This window comes from Amycolatopsis plumensis, from assembly GCF_042652605.1.
In the GTDB taxonomy this organism is placed as follows: domain Bacteria; phylum Actinomycetota; class Actinomycetes; order Mycobacteriales; family Pseudonocardiaceae; genus Amycolatopsis; species Amycolatopsis plumensis.
This window is the reverse complement of the sequence record NZ_JBHSJY010000001.1, coordinates 2,942,701-2,958,829: the sequence shown is the minus strand read 5'-3', so window position 1 is coordinate 2,958,829 and position 16,129 is coordinate 2,942,701. Positions and strand designations below refer to the sequence as shown.

The 16,129-nt window shown below is 69.7% G+C and carries 17 protein-coding genes; 8 read left to right on the top strand and 9 right to left on the bottom strand.

Annotated elements, in window-relative coordinates; genetic code table 11:
* Positions 1-2 precede the first annotated feature (2 nt).
* From ACFPLC_RS14150 to ACFPLC_RS14140, 3 genes are all read right to left on the bottom strand, one after another.
* Positions 3-326 (bottom strand): WXG100 family type VII secretion target, encoded by a 324-nt coding sequence (locus ACFPLC_RS14150; RefSeq protein WP_378191826.1) that lies wholly within the window; start codon positions 324-326, stop codon positions 3-5.
* The gene (locus tag ACFPLC_RS14145; RefSeq protein ID WP_378235825.1) at positions 326-913 is read right to left on the bottom strand and encodes a YbaB/EbfC family nucleoid-associated protein; all 588 of its coding nucleotides are present in this window, start codon (positions 911-913) and stop codon (positions 326-328) included. The genes ACFPLC_RS14150 and ACFPLC_RS14145 overlap by 1 nt, the downstream gene beginning before the upstream one ends.
* 92 nt (positions 914-1,005) lie before the next feature.
* Entirely contained in the window at positions 1,006-2,298 is a 1,293-nt protein-coding gene (locus ACFPLC_RS14140) for an MFS transporter (protein WP_378191822.1), read from the bottom strand.
* 222 nt (positions 2,299-2,520) lie between these two features.
* On the opposite strand from ACFPLC_RS14140, the gene ACFPLC_RS14135 reads away from it, so the two are divergent.
* The gene (locus ACFPLC_RS14135; RefSeq protein ID WP_378191820.1) at positions 2,521-3,102 is read left to right on the top strand and encodes a YqgE/AlgH family protein; all 582 of its coding nucleotides are present in this window, start codon (positions 2,521-2,523) and stop codon (positions 3,100-3,102) included.
* A 164-nt stretch (positions 3,103-3,266) separates the two neighbouring features.
* On the opposite strand, the gene ACFPLC_RS14130 is transcribed toward ACFPLC_RS14135, so the two are convergent.
* A complete protein-coding gene (locus tag ACFPLC_RS14130; RefSeq protein WP_378191818.1) occupies positions 3,267-3,686 on the bottom strand; it encodes an SdpI family protein in 420 nt (139 codons plus the stop codon).
* A gap of 66 nt (positions 3,687-3,752) precedes the next feature.
* Here ACFPLC_RS14130 and ACFPLC_RS14125 point away from each other — a divergent pair, with 66 nt between their 5' ends.
* The 3 genes from ACFPLC_RS14125 to ACFPLC_RS14115 all read left to right on the top strand — a co-directional run bounded on the left by ACFPLC_RS14125 (position 3,753) and on the right by ACFPLC_RS14115 (position 8,735).
* A complete protein-coding gene (locus ACFPLC_RS14125) occupies positions 3,753-4,913 on the top strand; it encodes an esterase-like activity of phytase family protein (RefSeq protein WP_378191816.1) in 1,161 nt (386 codons plus the stop codon).
* A 153-nt stretch (positions 4,914-5,066) separates the two neighbouring features.
* Positions 5,067-7,907, top strand: coding sequence for a leucine--tRNA ligase (gene leuS, locus ACFPLC_RS14120; RefSeq protein WP_378191814.1), 2,841 nt, complete (start codon positions 5,067-5,069; stop codon positions 7,905-7,907).
* 90 nt (positions 7,908-7,997) lie between these two features.
* Positions 7,998-8,735 carry an SDR family oxidoreductase gene (locus ACFPLC_RS14115; protein WP_378191812.1) on the top strand — a complete coding sequence of 246 codons (738 nt, stop codon included), beginning with the start codon at positions 7,998-8,000 and terminating at the stop codon, positions 8,733-8,735.
* Here the strand turns inward: ACFPLC_RS14115 and ACFPLC_RS14110 are convergent.
* The 5 genes from ACFPLC_RS14110 to ACFPLC_RS14090 form a co-directional block, all read right to left on the bottom strand.
* Positions 8,732-9,469, bottom strand: a complete 738-nt coding sequence (locus ACFPLC_RS14110; RefSeq protein ID WP_191316234.1) for a TetR/AcrR family transcriptional regulator — start codon at positions 9,467-9,469, stop codon at positions 8,732-8,734. The genes ACFPLC_RS14115 and ACFPLC_RS14110 overlap by 4 nt on opposite strands.
* A gap of 72 nt (positions 9,470-9,541) precedes the next feature.
* Entirely contained in the window at positions 9,542-10,177 is a 636-nt protein-coding gene (locus tag ACFPLC_RS14105) for a DUF3558 domain-containing protein (RefSeq protein WP_378191810.1), read from the bottom strand.
* Positions 10,174-10,575: a hypothetical protein gene (locus ACFPLC_RS14100; RefSeq protein ID WP_378191808.1), complete on the bottom strand. Its 402-nt coding sequence runs from the start codon at positions 10,573-10,575 to the stop codon at positions 10,174-10,176. The genes ACFPLC_RS14105 and ACFPLC_RS14100 overlap by 4 nt, the downstream gene beginning before the upstream one ends.
* Entirely contained in the window at positions 10,572-11,315 is a 744-nt protein-coding gene (locus ACFPLC_RS14095) for an ESX secretion-associated protein EspG (protein WP_378191806.1), read from the bottom strand. Before ACFPLC_RS14095 ends, ACFPLC_RS14100 begins: the two co-directional genes overlap by 4 nt.
* Complete coding sequence (locus ACFPLC_RS14090) at positions 11,312-12,736, bottom strand: hypothetical protein (RefSeq protein WP_378191804.1); 1,425 nt, start codon at positions 12,734-12,736, stop codon at positions 11,312-11,314. The genes ACFPLC_RS14095 and ACFPLC_RS14090 overlap by 4 nt, the downstream gene beginning before the upstream one ends.
* A 188-nt stretch (positions 12,737-12,924) precedes the next feature.
* Here ACFPLC_RS14090 and ACFPLC_RS14085 point away from each other — a divergent pair, with 188 nt between their 5' ends.
* The 4 genes from ACFPLC_RS14085 to ACFPLC_RS14070 are packed head-to-tail and all read left to right on the top strand — an operon-like array spanning position 12,925 to position 15,828.
* Positions 12,925-13,440, top strand: a complete 516-nt coding sequence (locus tag ACFPLC_RS14085) for a YbaB/EbfC family nucleoid-associated protein (protein ID WP_378191802.1) — start codon at positions 12,925-12,927, stop codon at positions 13,438-13,440.
* Positions 13,441-13,465: 25 nt separating this feature from the next.
* The gene (locus ACFPLC_RS14080; protein WP_091389312.1) at positions 13,466-13,789 is read left to right on the top strand and encodes a hypothetical protein; all 324 of its coding nucleotides are present in this window, start codon (positions 13,466-13,468) and stop codon (positions 13,787-13,789) included.
* A complete protein-coding gene (locus ACFPLC_RS14075) occupies positions 13,782-14,765 on the top strand; it encodes a hypothetical protein (RefSeq protein WP_378191800.1) in 984 nt (327 codons plus the stop codon). The genes ACFPLC_RS14080 and ACFPLC_RS14075 overlap by 8 nt, the downstream gene beginning before the upstream one ends.
* A 4-nt stretch (positions 14,766-14,769) precedes the next feature.
* Positions 14,770-15,828, top strand: a complete 1,059-nt coding sequence (locus ACFPLC_RS14070) for a hypothetical protein (protein ID WP_378235824.1) — start codon at positions 14,770-14,772, stop codon at positions 15,826-15,828.
* Positions 15,829-16,129: the final 301 nt, after the last annotated feature.

Here is a 16,129-nt window from a genome sequence, read left to right as displayed (position 1 = left end):
CGTTAATGCCCCTTGCCGAGCTGGGACGTCACGTCTTCGTCGGCGCCCGAAAGGGCCTTCATCGACTTGGCGACGTTCTGCTGCATCCCCCGCAACCCCGCGACGAGGTTGGTGAACCCTTCGACGGCGCCCTGCGCGCCTGGCACGTAGTCCTTGGCGAACTCCTTGCCGGAGTCGTCGCCGCCCCAGCACTCACCCTGCGCGGCGAGGGCGGCCGAAAGCGCCTTCGCCGCGTTGTCCAGCGCGTCGGCCGCCGTCACCAAGCCGTTCGACGCGCGCAGGACCGCGTCCGGCTCCGCGGTGAACCCGGAACCCCTGTCCGGCATCAGTCGCCCCTCGTCATCCAGGACGACGGTGGCTCTTCGTCCTCGTCACGCGGCGGGCGGACGCGCTTGGGTGCAGGCTTGGGCGCGGGGAGCGGCGCCTGCTCGTTGCGCAGGATCGAACCGCCGTCTTCGAACGACTCGGGGCGCGGCGCCGGGGGTTCCTCGGCTTCGTCGAACGACGGGATCGGCGGCACCAGGCCGGCCAGCGACGGCGCGCCCTCGACCAGGTCGGCGAGGTCGGGCAGGCCCTCGGTGATCGGCGCCATCAGATCCGCGATCTTCTGCTTGAGCTGCAACGATCCCTGGCGCACCAGCGACTGGACGGTGTTCGCGAGCTGGGCGGGCGTCGTGCGCTCGAAGGTGTTCGGGGCGAATTCGAGTTTCGCGAGGCTGCCACCGGCGTCGATGGTGGCGCGGACCAGCCCGTCGGGTGAACTCACCTGGGCGGTGGTCTCGGCGGCCGCGGCCTGGGCGTCACGCAGCTGTGCCGTCTGCCGCTCGAAGTTCTCCAGGAGGGTGTCCATCTGGTCCTTCATCGCGGCATTGCGTGCTTCGAGCCGTGCACGGTCGTCGCCCGCGGTGGTCACAGGTGCCCCCGGTGTCCCTCGAACCTACTAATGACTTGCCCGTCACCCTAATGCCAATGGAGCAGTCACCGTGACCGGTTCGAGTGTTTGCGTCAGCGAATCGCGCGTCGGCGAGTCAGCACGTAGCCCGCTCCGCCGACCAGGTAGCAGACCGTCGCCGCGATGAGCAGACCCGGCGAGCGGCCGTCGTCCGGCACCACCAGCGCGCCCAGTGAGACCGCTGCCACCTGGGTGATGTTGAACAGTGTGTCGTACAGCGCGAACACTCGGCCGCGGGCTTCGTCGGCGACGTCGAGCTGGATCGACGAGTCGACGCAGAGCTTCAGCACCTGCCCGGCGCCGCTGATGAGGAACGACGCGAGCAGCGCGAGCGGCAGCAGCATCGGCAGCCCCAGCGCGGACTGCGCGATCGCGGCGATCAACAGCGAACCGAGGACCGCGCGCAGCCGCCCGAACCGGCGGATCAGCCGCGCGGTCAGCAGCCCGGCGAGCAGCAGGCCGGCCCCGGCGAGCGCGGCGATCTGCCCGAGCCCGGGCAGGCCGGCGCGGAAGAGGCCGTGGTCGGTGAAGTAGTTGCGCATCAGCAGCACGGTGACCAGCAGCGACACCCCGAACGACGCCCGGTGCGCGAACAGCGCGACGAAGCCCGCGGTGACGCTCGGGGCGCGCCACGCGTGCCGGGCGCCGTCCGCCAGCCCGCGCGCGACGGCCAGCACCGGGTTCGGCGGCTCGTCCACCACCGTCGGCCCGAGCACGCCCCGCGCGAAGCCGCGGGCGATCAACGCCGAGACCAGCGTGCCGAGCACCGCGAACGCCGTGGTTTCCGCCGATCCGACGTCGTTGCTGCCGAAGAGCGCGCGCAAGCCGATCGCGCAGCCACCGCCGATGACGGCGACCACCGAGCCGAGCGTCGTGGCGAAGGCGTTCGCCGTCACGACGCTCTCCTCTTCCACGACGTGCGGAAGGGCTGCCGAAAGCCCCGAGCCGATGAAGCGGGAGATGCCTTCCGCCGCCAGGGCCAGCGAAAACAGGCCGAGCCCGCCGAAGCCGAGCCCGACCGCGGCGGACGCGCAGACGATCGCCAGCCCTCGCAGGAGATTCGCGAAGATCAGGACTTTCCGGCGGTCCCAGCGGTCCAGCAGCGCCCCGGCGAACGGCCCGACGACGGAGTACGGCAGCAGCAGCGCGGCGAACCCACCCGCGATGGCCAGCGGATCGGCGGCGCGCTCGGGGTTGAAGAGGACGGCTCCGGCGAGGCCCGCGCGGAAGACGCCATCACCCCAGCTGGCGGCGAAGCGGGTGAAGAGGAGACGCCGGAAGTCCGGGTCCTTGAGCAGCTCCCGAGGCCCTCTTCGCGCTGTCGTCGTCCGGGCGCTGATCGTCACGGAGTCAAGGTTAAGGCCCGTTCGTAGGACACCGGTCAAGAGATCTGGGTGGCCGGCGCACTGAGGTCGCCTCTCGGCGGCTATGCGCAGTGTGGCTCCAGCCGGACGGTATTCCACAAAGGCGGTTATTCAGTGAGCCCGGGGGACACGGAGTGCGCCGGCCACGTGTTTCCAACGAGGCTCGTGGGGCGATTGTTCCCGGGCCTGGCCAAGGGTGGGATCATGGGTCTCGTGCCAGCGGACGCCGAGGTTGAACCGGGAACGCTCCTGGTCGCCGCCCCCACGATGGTCGACCCCAACTTCCGCCGGACCGTGGTGTTCGTCATCGATCACCGCGAAGAGGGCACGCTCGGCGTGGTCTTGAACCGGCCGAGCGACGTCGCCGTGCACGACGTCCTGCCCAACTGGGGCGGGCACGTCGCCGAGCCGCAGGCGGTGTTCGTCGGCGGGCCGGTCGAGAAGAAGACGGCGTTGTGCCTGGCCGCGCTGCGCACCGGCGAGACGGCGGCGAGTGTGCCGGGGGTGATCGCGGTCCGAGGCCCGGTCGCGCTGGTCGACCTGGACACCGATCCCGAAGTGCTGGTGCCGAAGGTGCGCGGCGTGCGCGTGTTCGCCGGGTACGCGGGCTGGGACTCGGGGCAGCTGGCGGGCGAGATCGAACGCGAAGACTGGGTCATCGTGCCCGCCCTGCCGAGCGACATCTTGGCCTCGCCGGACGGCGACCTGTGGAGCCAGGTCCTGCGCCGCCAGGGCATCCCGCTCGCGCTGCTGGCCACCCACCCGGGCGACCTCCAGCGAAACTGAAGCCGCGCAAAAGGTTGAGTCACTCAGCATTCTGATTTGGTCAATAGGTGACGTGGCCTAAAGATTGAGTCGCTCAAGGTTCTGAGTCGGTCAACAAGTGAAGCAGGCAAAAACTTGAGTCGCTTAAGACATTGAACGACTCAAGAGGTTGAGCCACTCAAGGATCAGGCGTCGTCCTTCTTGAAGACACCGCAGCCGCCGGCACCGCACGCGCAGCCGCTGCAGCCGGCCGGCGCCGCCGGAGCCGGGGCGGGCACGGTCAGCGCGGCCCGGTTGCCGAGCACCCCGCCACCCATGACCAGCACCAGCATCGCGAGCACGCCCGCAACCGCGGCCGAGACGAGACCGCCGGTCGTCGGCATGGCCAGCCCGGCCAGCCCGGTGAGCACGGAGATCGCACCCCCGGCCATGGTCGGCAGGCCCGCGACGCGGTTGGCCAGCTTGAACGCCTCTTCACTGCGCAGCGACGCCTGCGTGCGCACCCCGGTGCCGCCTTCGCGCGTCAAGCGCTCGCGGAAACCGAGGAACCCACCAAAGCCGACGAACAGACCCAGCACGATCGGAACCAGCGCGATAGCGAACACGAGGTCAAGGATAAGCGTGACGTCCCGGCAACCTGCCGGATACCCTGATCGACTGTGCTACAGGCCATGTCACCGCGTGTACTGCCCACCGTCCTGACCGCTGCCCTGATCGGGGGAATCCTCGCCGCCACCCCGGCGAGCGCCACCGAGAGTCACCAGCGCCCCATCCGGCTGCTCGGCGAGCGGATCGTCCCCAACGCCCTGCAGTTCCAGGGCACCACGGTCGGCGGCCTGTCCAGCATCGACTACGACCCGCGGACCGGCGGCTACGCGCTGATCTGCGACGACCGGTCGGCGATCAACCCCGCCCGCTTCTACACGGCGACCTTCCCGGTGTCGGCGTCCGGCGTCGGCGACGTCACTTTCACCGGCACGAAGCCGCTCCTGCGCCCCGACGGCACGCCGTACCCGCCGCTCAGCCAGAACGACCCCGCGAAGCCCCAGAACGAGCAGACGATCGACCCCGAAGAGCTGCGCGTCGACCCGTGGACCGGCGACTACTACTGGTCGCAGGAAGGCGAGCGGACGGCGACGACGTTGATCGACCCGTCGATCCGCGAAGCCCGCCGCGACGGGAAATACGTCCGCGACCTGCCGATCCCCGCGAACGAGAAGATGACGCCGACGGCGGGCCCGCGGCAGAACCTGGTGCTCGAGGGCATCACGTTCGCCGGCTTCGGTTCGCTGCTGGCCAGCGAGGTCGAGGGCCCGCTCCTGCAGGACGGCCCGGAGCCGACGACCACCACCGGCTCGCTCTCGCGGATCACCCTGCAGTCGCGGTTCGGGCCGGTCCTGGCCCAGTACGCCTACCCGCAGGAGCCGCTGTTCGCCGCGCCGGTGCCGTCGACGGCGTTCGCCACCACCGGCGTCTCCTCGATGCTGGCCGTCGACCAGGCTGACCCGTCGAAGTTCCTCATGATGGAGCGCTCGTTCAGCACCGGCGTCGGCAACAAGGTGCGCGTCTACGAGATCGACACGACGGGCGCGACGAACGTCCTGAACGTGAAGTCCCTGGCCGACGCGAAGCACGTCAAGCCGGTGAAGAAGCGGTTCCTCTTCGACGCGGCCGACCTCGGGCTCTCCACTGTGGACAACCTGGAGGGCATGACCTGGGGACCGAAGCTGCCGAACGGCGAGCGCAGCTTGATCTTGGTCAGCGACAACAATTTCTCGCCGACGCAGGTCACGCAGTTCGTCGCACTGGCGGTCCCCTCCGAACGGCTTTGACCAGCAAGTTACGATGTGCACATGAACACGGCTCGGCTGCTCCTTAGCCTGCCGCGCTGACCGGGCCCGGCCCGGCCGGCGCGGCGACCCCTCATGCCCTGGTGGCTGAGGGGTCGAGTTGTTTCTGGAGCGGCTCGACAGAAGGAAGACGTCATGACTGAGGCGACAGGGACCGACGTCCCGGCGCACCGCTACACGGCCGCGCTGGCGGGTCAGATCGAGCAGCGCTGGCAGGACCACTGGGCCGACCACGGGACCTTCCACGCACCCAACCCCGTCGGGCCGCTCGCCGTCGAGGGGCAGCCGGTGCCCAGCGACAAGCTGTTCGTCCAGGACATGTTCCCGTACCCGTCGGGCTCCGGCCTGCACGTCGGGCACCCGCTGGGCTTCATCAGCACCGACGTCTTCGCCCGGTACCACCGGATGATCGGGCGCAACGTGCTGCACACGATGGGCTTCGACGCGTTCGGCCTGCCGGCCGAGCAGTACGCGGTCCAGACCGGACAGCACCCGCGCAAGACGACCGAGGAGAACATCCGGACCTACCTGCGTCAGATCCGGCGCCTGGGCCTGGGCCACGACGAACGCCGTCGCATCTCCACGATCGACCCCGAGTACTACCGCTGGACCCAGTGGATCTTCCTGCAGATCTTCAACTCCTGGTACGACACCGAGGCGGGCAAGGCGCGGCCGATCGCCGAGCTGGAGGCCGCGTTCGCGGACGGCTCCCGGCCCACGCCGGACGGCCGTGACTGGGCGTCGCTGAGTGCGGCCGAGCGCAAGAAGATCATCGACGACCACCGGCTGGTGTACATCTCCGAAGCGCCGGTCAACTGGTGCCCGGGCCTGGGCACGGTCCTGTCGAACGAAGAGGTCACCGCCGACGGCCGCAGCGAGCGCGGCAACTTCCCGGTCTTCCGCCGCAACCTGCGGCAGTGGATGATGCGGATCACCGCGTACGCCGATCGCCTGGTCGACGACCTGGACCTGCTGGACTGGCCGGAGAAGGTCAAGTCCATGCAGCGGAACTGGATCGGCCGCTCGCACGGCGCTCGCGTCACCTTCTCCTCCGGCGACGAGGGCATCGAGGTCTTCACGACCCGCCCGGACACGCTGTTTGGCGCCACGTACATGGTGCTGGCGCCCGAGCACCCGCTGGTCGACAAGCTGACGGCCGCAGCGTGGCCGGAAGGCGTCGACGAGCGCTGGACCGGCGGCGCAAAGACGCCCGCCGACGCCATCAAGGAGTACCGCGTCGCCGCGTCGCGGAAGTCCGAGCTGGACCGGCAGGAGAACAAGGAGAAGACCGGCGTCTTCACCGGCGCGTACGCGACGAACCCGGTCAACGACAAGCAGATCCCGATCTTCGTCGCCGACTACGTGCTGATGGGCTACGGCACCGGCGCGATCATGGCCGTCCCCGGCCAGGACGTCCGCGACTGGGAATTCGCCGAGAAGTTCGGCCTGGACATCATCCGGACCGTGCAGCCGTCCGAGGGCTTCGACGGCAAGGCGTTCACCGGCGACGGACCGGCGATCAACTCCGGCTTCCTGGACGGCATGGACGTCGCCGAAGCCAAGAAGACGATCATCGACTGGCTGTCGGAGAAGGGCGCCGGCACCGGGACCGTGCAGTACAAGCTGCGCGACTGGCTGTTCTCCCGCCAGCGCTACTGGGGCGAGCCGTTCCCGGTGGTCTACGACGAGAACGGCGAGGTGCACGCCGTCCCCGAGTCGATGCTGCCGATCGAGCTGCCCGAGGTCGCCGACTACTCGCCGGTGACGTTCGACCCGGAGGACCGCGACTCGACGCCGTCGTCGCCGCTGGCCCGCGCGACCGACTGGGTCGAGGTCGAGCTGGACCTGGGCGACGGCGTCAAGAAGTACCGCCGCGACATCAACACCATGCCGAACTGGGCGGGCTCCTGCTGGTACCAGCTGCGCTACCTGGACCCGACGAACTCGGAGACGTTCTGCGCGCCGGAAAACGAGCAGTACTGGATGGGCCCGCGCCCGGGCGAGTACGGCGCCGACGACACCGGCGGCCTGGACCTGTACGTCGGCGGCGTCGAGCACGCGGTGCTGCACCTGCTGTACTCGCGGTTCTGGCACAAGGTGCTGTTCGACCTGGGCCACGTGACGTCCAAGGAGCCGTACCGGAAGCTGTTCAATCAGGGCTACATCGAGGCGTACGCGTACACGGACGCGCGCGGCGTCTACGTCCCGGCCGAGCAGGTCGAGGAGCGCGACGGGAAGTACTTCTTCAACGGCGAAGAGGTCACCCAGGAGTACGGCAAGATGGGCAAGAGCCTGAAGAACGTCGTCACGCCGGACGAGATGGCCGAGAACTACGGCGCCGACACGTTCCGGTTCTACGAGATGGCGATGGGCCCGCTGGCCATGTCGCGTCCCTGGGCGACCAAGGACGTCGTGGGTGCGCACCGGTTCCTGCAGCGGCTGTGGCGCCTGGTCGTCGACGAGACGACCGGCGAGCTGCGGGTGTCCACTGAGGACGCTTCCGAGGCAGACCGCAAGGTGCTGCACAAGACCATCGCCGGCGTCCGCGAGGACTACGCGGAGATGCGGTTCAACACGGCCGGCGCGAAGCTGATCGAGCTGAACAACCACGTCACGAAGGTGTACGGCGCCGCCGCGTCGACGCCGCGTGAGCTGGCCGAGCCGCTGGTGCTGATGCTGGCGCCGCTGGCCCCGCACATGGCCGAGGAGCTGTGGCACCGGCTGGGCCACGCGGACTCGCTGGTGCAGGGCCCGTTCCCGGTGGTGGACGAGAAGTACCTGGTGGAGGACTCGGTCGAGTACCCGATCCAGGTCAACGGCAAGGTCCGCTCCCGGGTGACGGTGCCGGCGTCGGCGTCGAACGACGAGGTCCAGGCGGCCGCGCTGGCGGACGAGAAGGTCGCCGCGATGGTCGGCGAGGGCTCGCCGCGCAAGGTGATCGTGGTGCCGGGGCGGCTGGTCAACATCGTCCTGTAACGCGGCGTCCGAAAGCTGCCGGTGCTTTTCCCCGGTTCTCGATTTGATTGAGCTGTCAACGAAAACGGCTCGATCGAAGGAGAACCGGGGATGACCCTCGACGGCAAGGTGGCACTGGTGACGGGCGGCAGCCGCGGCATCGGCGCGGCCACGGCATTGCGGCTCGCCGAGGACGGCGCGGACGTCGCGCTGACGTACGTGAACAACGCCGCGCGGGCGGCCGAGGTGGTCGAGCAGATCAAGGGGCTCGGCCGCCGCGCGCTGGCGATCCAGGCGGACTCTGCGGACGCCGCGGCGGTTTCGGCCGCCGTTTCCGCGGCGGTGGCGGAGTTCGGCCGGCTCGACGTGCTGGTGAACAACGCGGGCGTCGGCTTCGTCGGCGCTTTCACCGAGACGGCGATCGAGGACGTCGACCGCGTGCTGGCGGTGAACGTCCGCGGCGTGTTCGCCGCGACCCAGGCGGCGGCCGGCGTCCTGGCCGACGGCGGCCGGGTGATCACGATCGGCAGTTGCGTCACCGACCGCGTGCCCGGCCCGGGCATGGCGCTGTACGCGACCAGCAAGGCGGCGATGGTCGGCCTGACCAAGGCACTGGCGCGCGAACTGGGCCCGCGCGGCATCACGGTCAACCTGGTCCACCCGGGCCCGACGGACACGGACATGAACCCGGCCGACGGCCCGTACGCGGCGGACCAGGCCGCGATGACGGCGTTCGACCGCTACGGAAAGCCCGTCGAAGTGGCCGCGGCGGTGTCCTACCTGGCCGCGCCGGGCAGTGCCTACGTGACGGCGGCGGTGCTGTCGGTGGACGGCGGCCACGCGGCCTAGCTGCGGTCGAGCCCGATCTCCCGCGCCAGGTCGATGAGCATGGCCTCGAAGAGGACGTCCGGTTTGGACATCGGGATCGGGTAGTTGCCGAAGACCTCGAGCGTGACGTGCCCGTAGAGCCGGGCCCAGAACTGGATCATCAGGTACGTCACGCCGAGGTCGATCTTTTCGACGGGCACACCCTGGTCGGACTCGACGAGCACGGTGACCAGCGACTCCTGGAAGGTCTTCAGGTCGTCCCGCAGCTCATCGGGTACCCCGCTGGCCGACGGCAGCACGATGTCGTGCCGCGCGAGCACCCGCCCGGCGGCGGCGAGGAAGATCCGCCCGAACGGCTCGTCGACCCGGCTCAGCGCACTCCCCGACGTCGACCCGATCCCGCCGGTCGGTGACGCGAAAACCAGCGTGAATTCCTTCGTGTGGGTGAGCGCCCACCGCCGGAAACCCTTGCAGATGGCGAACAGCTGCAGCACCCCGTCGTCCGGCAGCTCGGCGATCTCCTCGGCGAGATCGTCGGCCAGGTCGGCGCAGACATCCAGCCGCAGGTTCTCGACGAGGTCATCGCGCGACTCGTAGTACCGGTAGAGCGCGGGCGCGGTGATCCCCAGCTCCCGCGCGATGGCGCGCAGCGTGACCGCCTCCGGCCCCTGCTCGACGAGCAGCTTCCGGGCGGTCCGCCGGATGTCCTGTTCGGTAGCCGCTCGCGCGCGACCCCTGCGGGTGGGGTGGCTCATCCGAACAGTCTAGGTGGTTGGTACGACAGATTTTGCATCTACGCGATGTCCGCCGTAACGAAAAGGTGCAGCTCAGGCGCGCGCCTTGAGGTTGGTCAGCACCGTATCGGCCACCCCGCGCCCGAGCTGGCAAGCGTCCTTGCCGGCCTGGACCGCCGAGTCGCCGATGCTCAGCGAGACGGAGTAGGTCAGGTCGTCGGCGATACCGACGACGATCACGCAGGCCCGGTTGTCCGTCGTTCCGGAGTCCACGTAGCCGACCGCCGGATAACCCTGGATCGGCTGCAGGTCGTCCACCCAGCGCTTCGCTTTCGGCTTCACGTTCTTGTAGGGCAGGCTGAGTCCTTGCCCGGACTTGGTGTCGTAACCGACCAGGATCCCGGCGGACGATCCCGACGTGCTGGCCCAGTCGCAGGTAGGGCCCAGTTCGGTGTCGCTCGCCTTCGGGGCTTTCGTTTGCCCGAGGTAGCCGGTGACTTGTTCGGCCGTCAGAGCCGAATCACAGGGGTTGCCGGCCAGTGCGGCCGCCGGGAGCGGGTTGTCGACCTTCGGCGCTCCGCTGTTCGGCAGTTCCGCCCCGCCGGTCGATTCGCTGGTGCCCGGCGCCGGGCTCGGCGTGCCGTTCGTCGGGTTCTTCCCCGTGCACGACGTCAGCAAAGCCGCACCCAGAACGACTGCGGTGGCGGCCAGGACAACTTGACGGCTCATTCGAGCGACCCCTTGATCGTCTTGGTCGAGTCGGCCGCTTGCTGGTCCGCGGCCTGGGTGATGCCGAGAGCTTGCTGCATCCTCCCGATCAACTCCGTGAGGTAGTTGAACTGGTATTGCAGGTGACCCCCGTAGTAAGCGCCGGCTTCGTTGACACCGTTCGGCCCGTTCACCGCCGCTTGGCTGACTGGTTCTTCCGCCGGTGGGGTCGCCATCATCAAGTAACGCGCCAGTCGCAACTGTTCGGAGAGTTCGTCGCGTTGGGTCTGTGCCTTCTTGAGCATCGCCCGCATCTCGTCCGCGCTCATCGCGAACCCCTGCCCACCGGCAGGCGGCGGCCCCGAGCTCGGCATGTCCGTCGCCCAGAAGCCGATGCCGCTGAAGATCGGGTCCGTCATCGTCCTCCCCCTAACCCGTTCAGGGTCGCGTACAGCACCTCAGTCAGCGCAGCCCGGGTCCCCGGCTGGAAGCTGACCATCCGCTCGCGTCCCGGATACACGTACGTCAGCACCCGGCCGGTCCCGGCGATGTCCACGGCGGTGATCGGCGCGCTGCGAGAGCCCCGATTCACGGCGTAACACTGGTGCAGCCCCGTCCGCCGCGCCGTCATCAGCCGGCGTGCCCACGGCAGCGGGTCGGGACCGCGATCGAGCGTCGGGTCGGCGAGGTCGTACGACTCCTCCACCGCGCGGCCCGAGAACCGCGCCTCCGGGATCGACACCGCCGCAATCCGCGCCGGCGGCACCGGCGGCAGCACGTCCACCAGGGACTCCGCGAGCCGCGACGGCTCCACCACGTCGATCCGGACCGTGTCGTCCTTCCGGATCAGCCGGAGTGCGTCCGGGCCGGAGGCCGACACGAGCGCTGCGCCTGACTCGTCCGCTTCCATGTCGCCCAGCCACGCCGTGAACTGGTGGGCGCCCCTCGCCAGGACGCGCAGGACGTCGCGGAACTCCCGCGTGAGCGTGCCGCCAGCCGCCAGCCGGAGCGAGGTCAGGACGGCGAGGACCTGCTCCTCGAGCCGTTTGCGGGTCTCGTCGCCGAGCCAGAGGTTGTCGGCGCCGAGGACCGCCGGCGGCGGGCCGTGGCGTTCCCACTCCCACGCGGTGAGCAAGGCCGCCTTGGGCAGGAAGATCACAGCCCGATCACCGGGGGCGCCGTCCGCTCGTCGGAGCCGCCGAAGAGGCTCTCCGGATCCGCCTCCACCAGGTACGACGCGCGCTGGTGCTCCGTGTCCTCCTCACCCTTACCGCCCTTGGCGCCCGGGCCCATGCCGCCCATTCCCGGCGAACCCGGCTTGCCCGCCGCGCCGCCGCGGACGCCACCGGCCGCACCAGGACGTCCTTCGCCCGGGACGCCGGCTCCGGTCGCCGCGCCGGGACCGCGCGCGCCCGATCCCGAGCCGGTGCCGCCGCCCGCGCCGGACGACGAGCCCGGCCCGAACCCGCCGCCACCAGGGCCGAAGCCGGGCCCGAACCCGCCTCCTGAGCCGGGGCCGAACCCCCCGCCGGGACCCGAGCCGGGGCCGAACCCGCCCGGGCCCGTCCCCGGTGGCTGGTAGCCCGGCGGGTACTGCGTCGACGGTGGCACGTAACTCTGCGCGCGAACGCTGTCGTTGACGCCGGACGGGTGCGATCCCGGTGGCGTGACCTGCCCCGGCGGCGTGACCTGCCCGGGCGGCGTGACCTGCTCGGGAGGCGTCACATGCCCGGGCGGCGGCACGACCGGCGGGTGGACCGACGGCGGCGGCTGCACCTGGCCATCGATCGACCGGTCGTCGTCGCCCCCGGTCGTTGTCCGCTTCCGTGGCGGCGGTTCGACGGGCTTCTTCGGTTTCTGCACCGTGAAGTCGCCGCCGTTGTACTCGCCGAGCTGGCCGTAGTCGATCGTGCGGGCCGCGGTGTTGGAGCTGGACTGCTGCGAATACGCGTTGTACCGCTCGACGTTCTCCTGGGCCTTCTGGTTGTACTGGTTGATCTTGTCTTCGGTGTCGGTGTCCCACGGCGTCACGACGTCCCAGGCGCTGCGCGTCGGCGGCTGGTCGGTGACGTCCTGGTGCAGCGAGTGCTTCAGCTGGTTGAACTGGTCGATCTGCGCCTGGGCCAGCGTCGAGTTGCGGTCCAGCGACACCGACGCCGAGGCCGCCGACGCCGTCAGCGGCTGGAGCCGCTCCCGTGCCGCGTCCGATGAGCCGCCCGTCCACGCGGATTCGAGACCGGACGTCAGCTCGCGCGTGCTCTGCTCGAGCCGGCGCTGGTAATCCGACTGGTCGACGCCCGCCCGGCGCACCTCCTCCAGCGAACCGGTACCGCGACCGTGCTGCACGGCCTGGACCAGCTGGCCGGGCGACAGCCCGGCGGCCTGCGGGTTCACCGCCCCGGTGCCGGTCTGCGAGCCGACGTACGCCCCCGCGACCGCACCGGGAATCCCGCCCGCGGCCAGGCCGATGCCGGCGCCGGTCAGGACGTTGTCGAGCCGCTCGCCACCCGACTGGACGGCGTGCGCGATTTCCGACCCGACGTGCTTGGCAGCGTCGAGCATGTCGCCGAACAACCCCATCGAACCGCGCTCCCCTCGCGTTCGACTCCTCTGCGTCACGCACAATACCGCAGCGGTTACCCGCTGTGTGAAGAATCGGCCGGTCGGGCGTTCGCCCCTGTGGGAAAACCGGAACTCTTCGAAACTGTCGGACCGGTGTGCCACACTCGGTGCCCGTACGGCTACTGACGTGAACAGGGGAGGTTCGCGTGTCGAACCCTGAGCAACTGCTGGCGAGCTTCGACGCCAAGATCGCCGAGGCCAAGCAGCGGGGCCACCGCATGCAGGCGGAGATGGCGGCGGTTTCCGTGGCCGAGCGCAGCCCGGACGGCCAGATCGCGGTCAAGGTCAACCACCTCGGCAACCTCGTCGGGCTGGAGATCGGGCACGCCGTGCGGGAGAAGGCGAACCTCGCCGACGAGATCCTGCGAACCGTCCAGCGCGCGCAGAGCAAGCTGGCGGGCGCCGTGCAGGCCGGGATGCCGTCGATCGCGGGCACCGAGACGATGAACGAGCTGGTCGACCAGCTCCACCGGGAATTCCCGGAGCCGGAGCCGCAGGGTTTCGTGGACGGCGGCCCCGCGACGCCGGCGAACGACGGGGCGCGGTTCATCGCCGAGGAAGAGCCGCCGTCGCCGCCGAAGCCGAAACCGGCGCCGCCGCGACCCACTCCCGAGGCCGGCACCGACGACGACTACTTCAGCGACGGCGACTACCTGCGCTGACCAGGGCGACGAGGGAGGGGAACACGTGAACAACCCGCAGGCGGACATCCGGATCAAGCCGGAGCAGTTGCTGTCCCACGCGAAAAAGCTCGAACCGTTCGTCGACCGGTTCGCGAAGACGCTGGACGCGGCGGCCCAGGTCGTCGACCCGATGGCGTTCGGCCTCATCGGCCAGGCCTGTGGCCTCGGCGCGCTGTGCGGCGTCGCCCAGACCCTGGGGAGCGACTCCATCGGCCACGCGAAGAACGTGGCCCAGGAGCAGATCGACCGCGTCCGCACCTGGTCCCAGCACGTCGACTGGCGCGAGCAGGACGTCAAGGCGAGCTTGGAAGGCATCCACCTTGACTGAGAACGCGTTGGTGACCGAGGCCAAGAAGAAGGTCGAAGAAGGATCGTCCGCCCTCGAAGGCGCCGGGATGGCGCAGGACTTCTGGGACGCGGCGACGAAGGCGGCCGACGGCGACTGGACCGAAGGCCTGCTCAACCTCGGTTTCGGGGCGGCCGGGGTCGCGGAGTTCGTGCAGGACCCGATCGCGGGCCTGGCCGGCATGGGGCTCGGCTGGCTGATCGAGCACGTCGAATTCCTGCGTGCCCCGCTCGACTGGGTGACCGGGAACCAGGAACAGCTCGACGTCATGCAGGAGACCTGGAGCGGCATCAGCGACGAGATCGACGCCGTCGCCAAAGACCTCCTGGACACGGTGAAAGCCGACAGCGCGGAGTGGCAGGGGCAGGGCGCGGACGCCTATCGCGCGTTCACCGCCGAACTCGGCGACATGTACTCCGGTGTCGCCGGCGGGGCGAAGGCCATCTCCGTCCTGATCGACGTCTGCAAGAGCATCCTGAACGTCGTGCGCAGCGTGCTGCGCGACCTGCTCACCGAATGCATCGGCAAGCTGATCAGCATCCTCATGCGGTACCCCGGTCCCGCGGCTCCCGTGGGCGTCGCGGGCGAAGGCACCGTGGAGATCGCCAAGTGCGGCGAGCGGATGTTGCAGTGGCTGCGGAAACTCGTCCGCGCCTTCCAGCGGGGCATCAGCCAGTTCAACCACCTCAGCGGCCTCTTCAGGACAGTCGGGCAGAAGTTGCTCGCGGCCCTGAAGGACGCGGTGCACGCGGCGCCGGGCATCTTCAAGGACGGCGTCAAGGAGCTGCCCAAAGCCTTCGCTGAAGAAGCGGGCAAGGAAGCAGGCAAGAAGACCGCGGCAGCGTACGACGAGGCCGACAAGAACTACCGCGAAAACCACTACAACGAGAAGAAACCCGATGCCGCCGAACCCGTCTTCCGGCAGCAGGGCGGACAGCGCATCTCCGGGTCGATCTGACGCCGTGGTGTCGACGACTCCCGGCGAGCCGGAAACGGCCGCGGTGCAGGTCCGGCTGCCGATCCACGACTCACCGTCGGACTTGAGGACCACCCTCGGGTGCCTGACGTTCTTCGGCGTCGTGTTCGCCGTGGTGGCCGGCTTGCTGGCGTGGACGCGCGGCGGGGATCGGGTCGTGCATGTGGTCGCGCCCGCCCTCGGCCTGCTGGCCTTGCTGTGTTTCGGCTACCGGCCGTTCGCGAGGTGGTACATCCGCCGCCACGGCGCGATGATGACGGCGAAGGTCGAATTCGGGCCCGACGGTTTCCGGCAGCCGCTCGAGGACAAGACGACGCTCGTCCTGCCCTGGGACGCCGTCCGCCGGTTCGACTTCCGCGAGGGGCAGCCGGGCGGCCGTGTCGCGCTCGCCGTTTCCCTTGTGGACGACGACGCGATCCGGTACCTGAACCGCGACCTCCGGCACAAGTCCGAAGACGGCTTCATCCTGTCGTCGGCGATGGCCAGGGAAGAGGCGGAGAAGGCATCGGCGGCGATCGAGCGGTACCGCCCCGGCCTCGGGCGGTGGACGTCCAAGAACGTCCGCCGCGGCGGCTTCGGCGTCCCGAATCCGGTGCGGCGGCTGGTCAAACGCTGGAGCGCCGATCAGGCGCGCACGCTCGTCCGCGCCGAACAGGCCTCCCCCGGCCGGTTGTTCGTCCTGTGGGTGGCTTGGCTGGCCGTCATCGCCGACTTCGTGGCGCCCGCCTTCTACGACATCCCGCCGGGCATCCCGCTGCCGGTCGCGTTGGCGATTTGGGCGCTGCTCTACGTGACGCGCTACCGCGGCGATTCGGGTGAGTTCGCCCTGACCGCCGACGCGATCACCTGGCGCCCCAAGGAAGGCGATCCGGTCCGGGTGGGGCGCGCCGATCTCGCGCGGCTGACCGCCGAGCCTTCGGGGAAGCAGGCCACGCGCCACTACGTCTCGGTGCACGCGATCCTCCGCCGAGGTGGGGACCGCACGCTCGCGGCGAAAGTTTCGCCGGGCGCGGCCAAGAACGCGATGCGGCTGGTGAACGCGTGACGAAGGAATTCCGCGCGTATCTGCGGGGCAGGGGCGCCGCCGACGCCGATCACTCGGGGGGCTACGTGATCGACGCCGGCGACCCGATGCCCTGCCCGGCTCGCGCCGGTCGGGGCAACGTCACCACGTCTCCGCGATGACGCACCAGGAGAGCGGGACCGAGGTCACGAAGTGACGGCCGGGGGACGGACATCCCCCGATCGAGTGACAGGCTTCCGCTGCTCGCATGATTGTCGCACTCCGCCCCGGATAAGTTACAAAAACCTTCACTTTCCCCTTGTTCGCCGGTGCTGACCTGGTC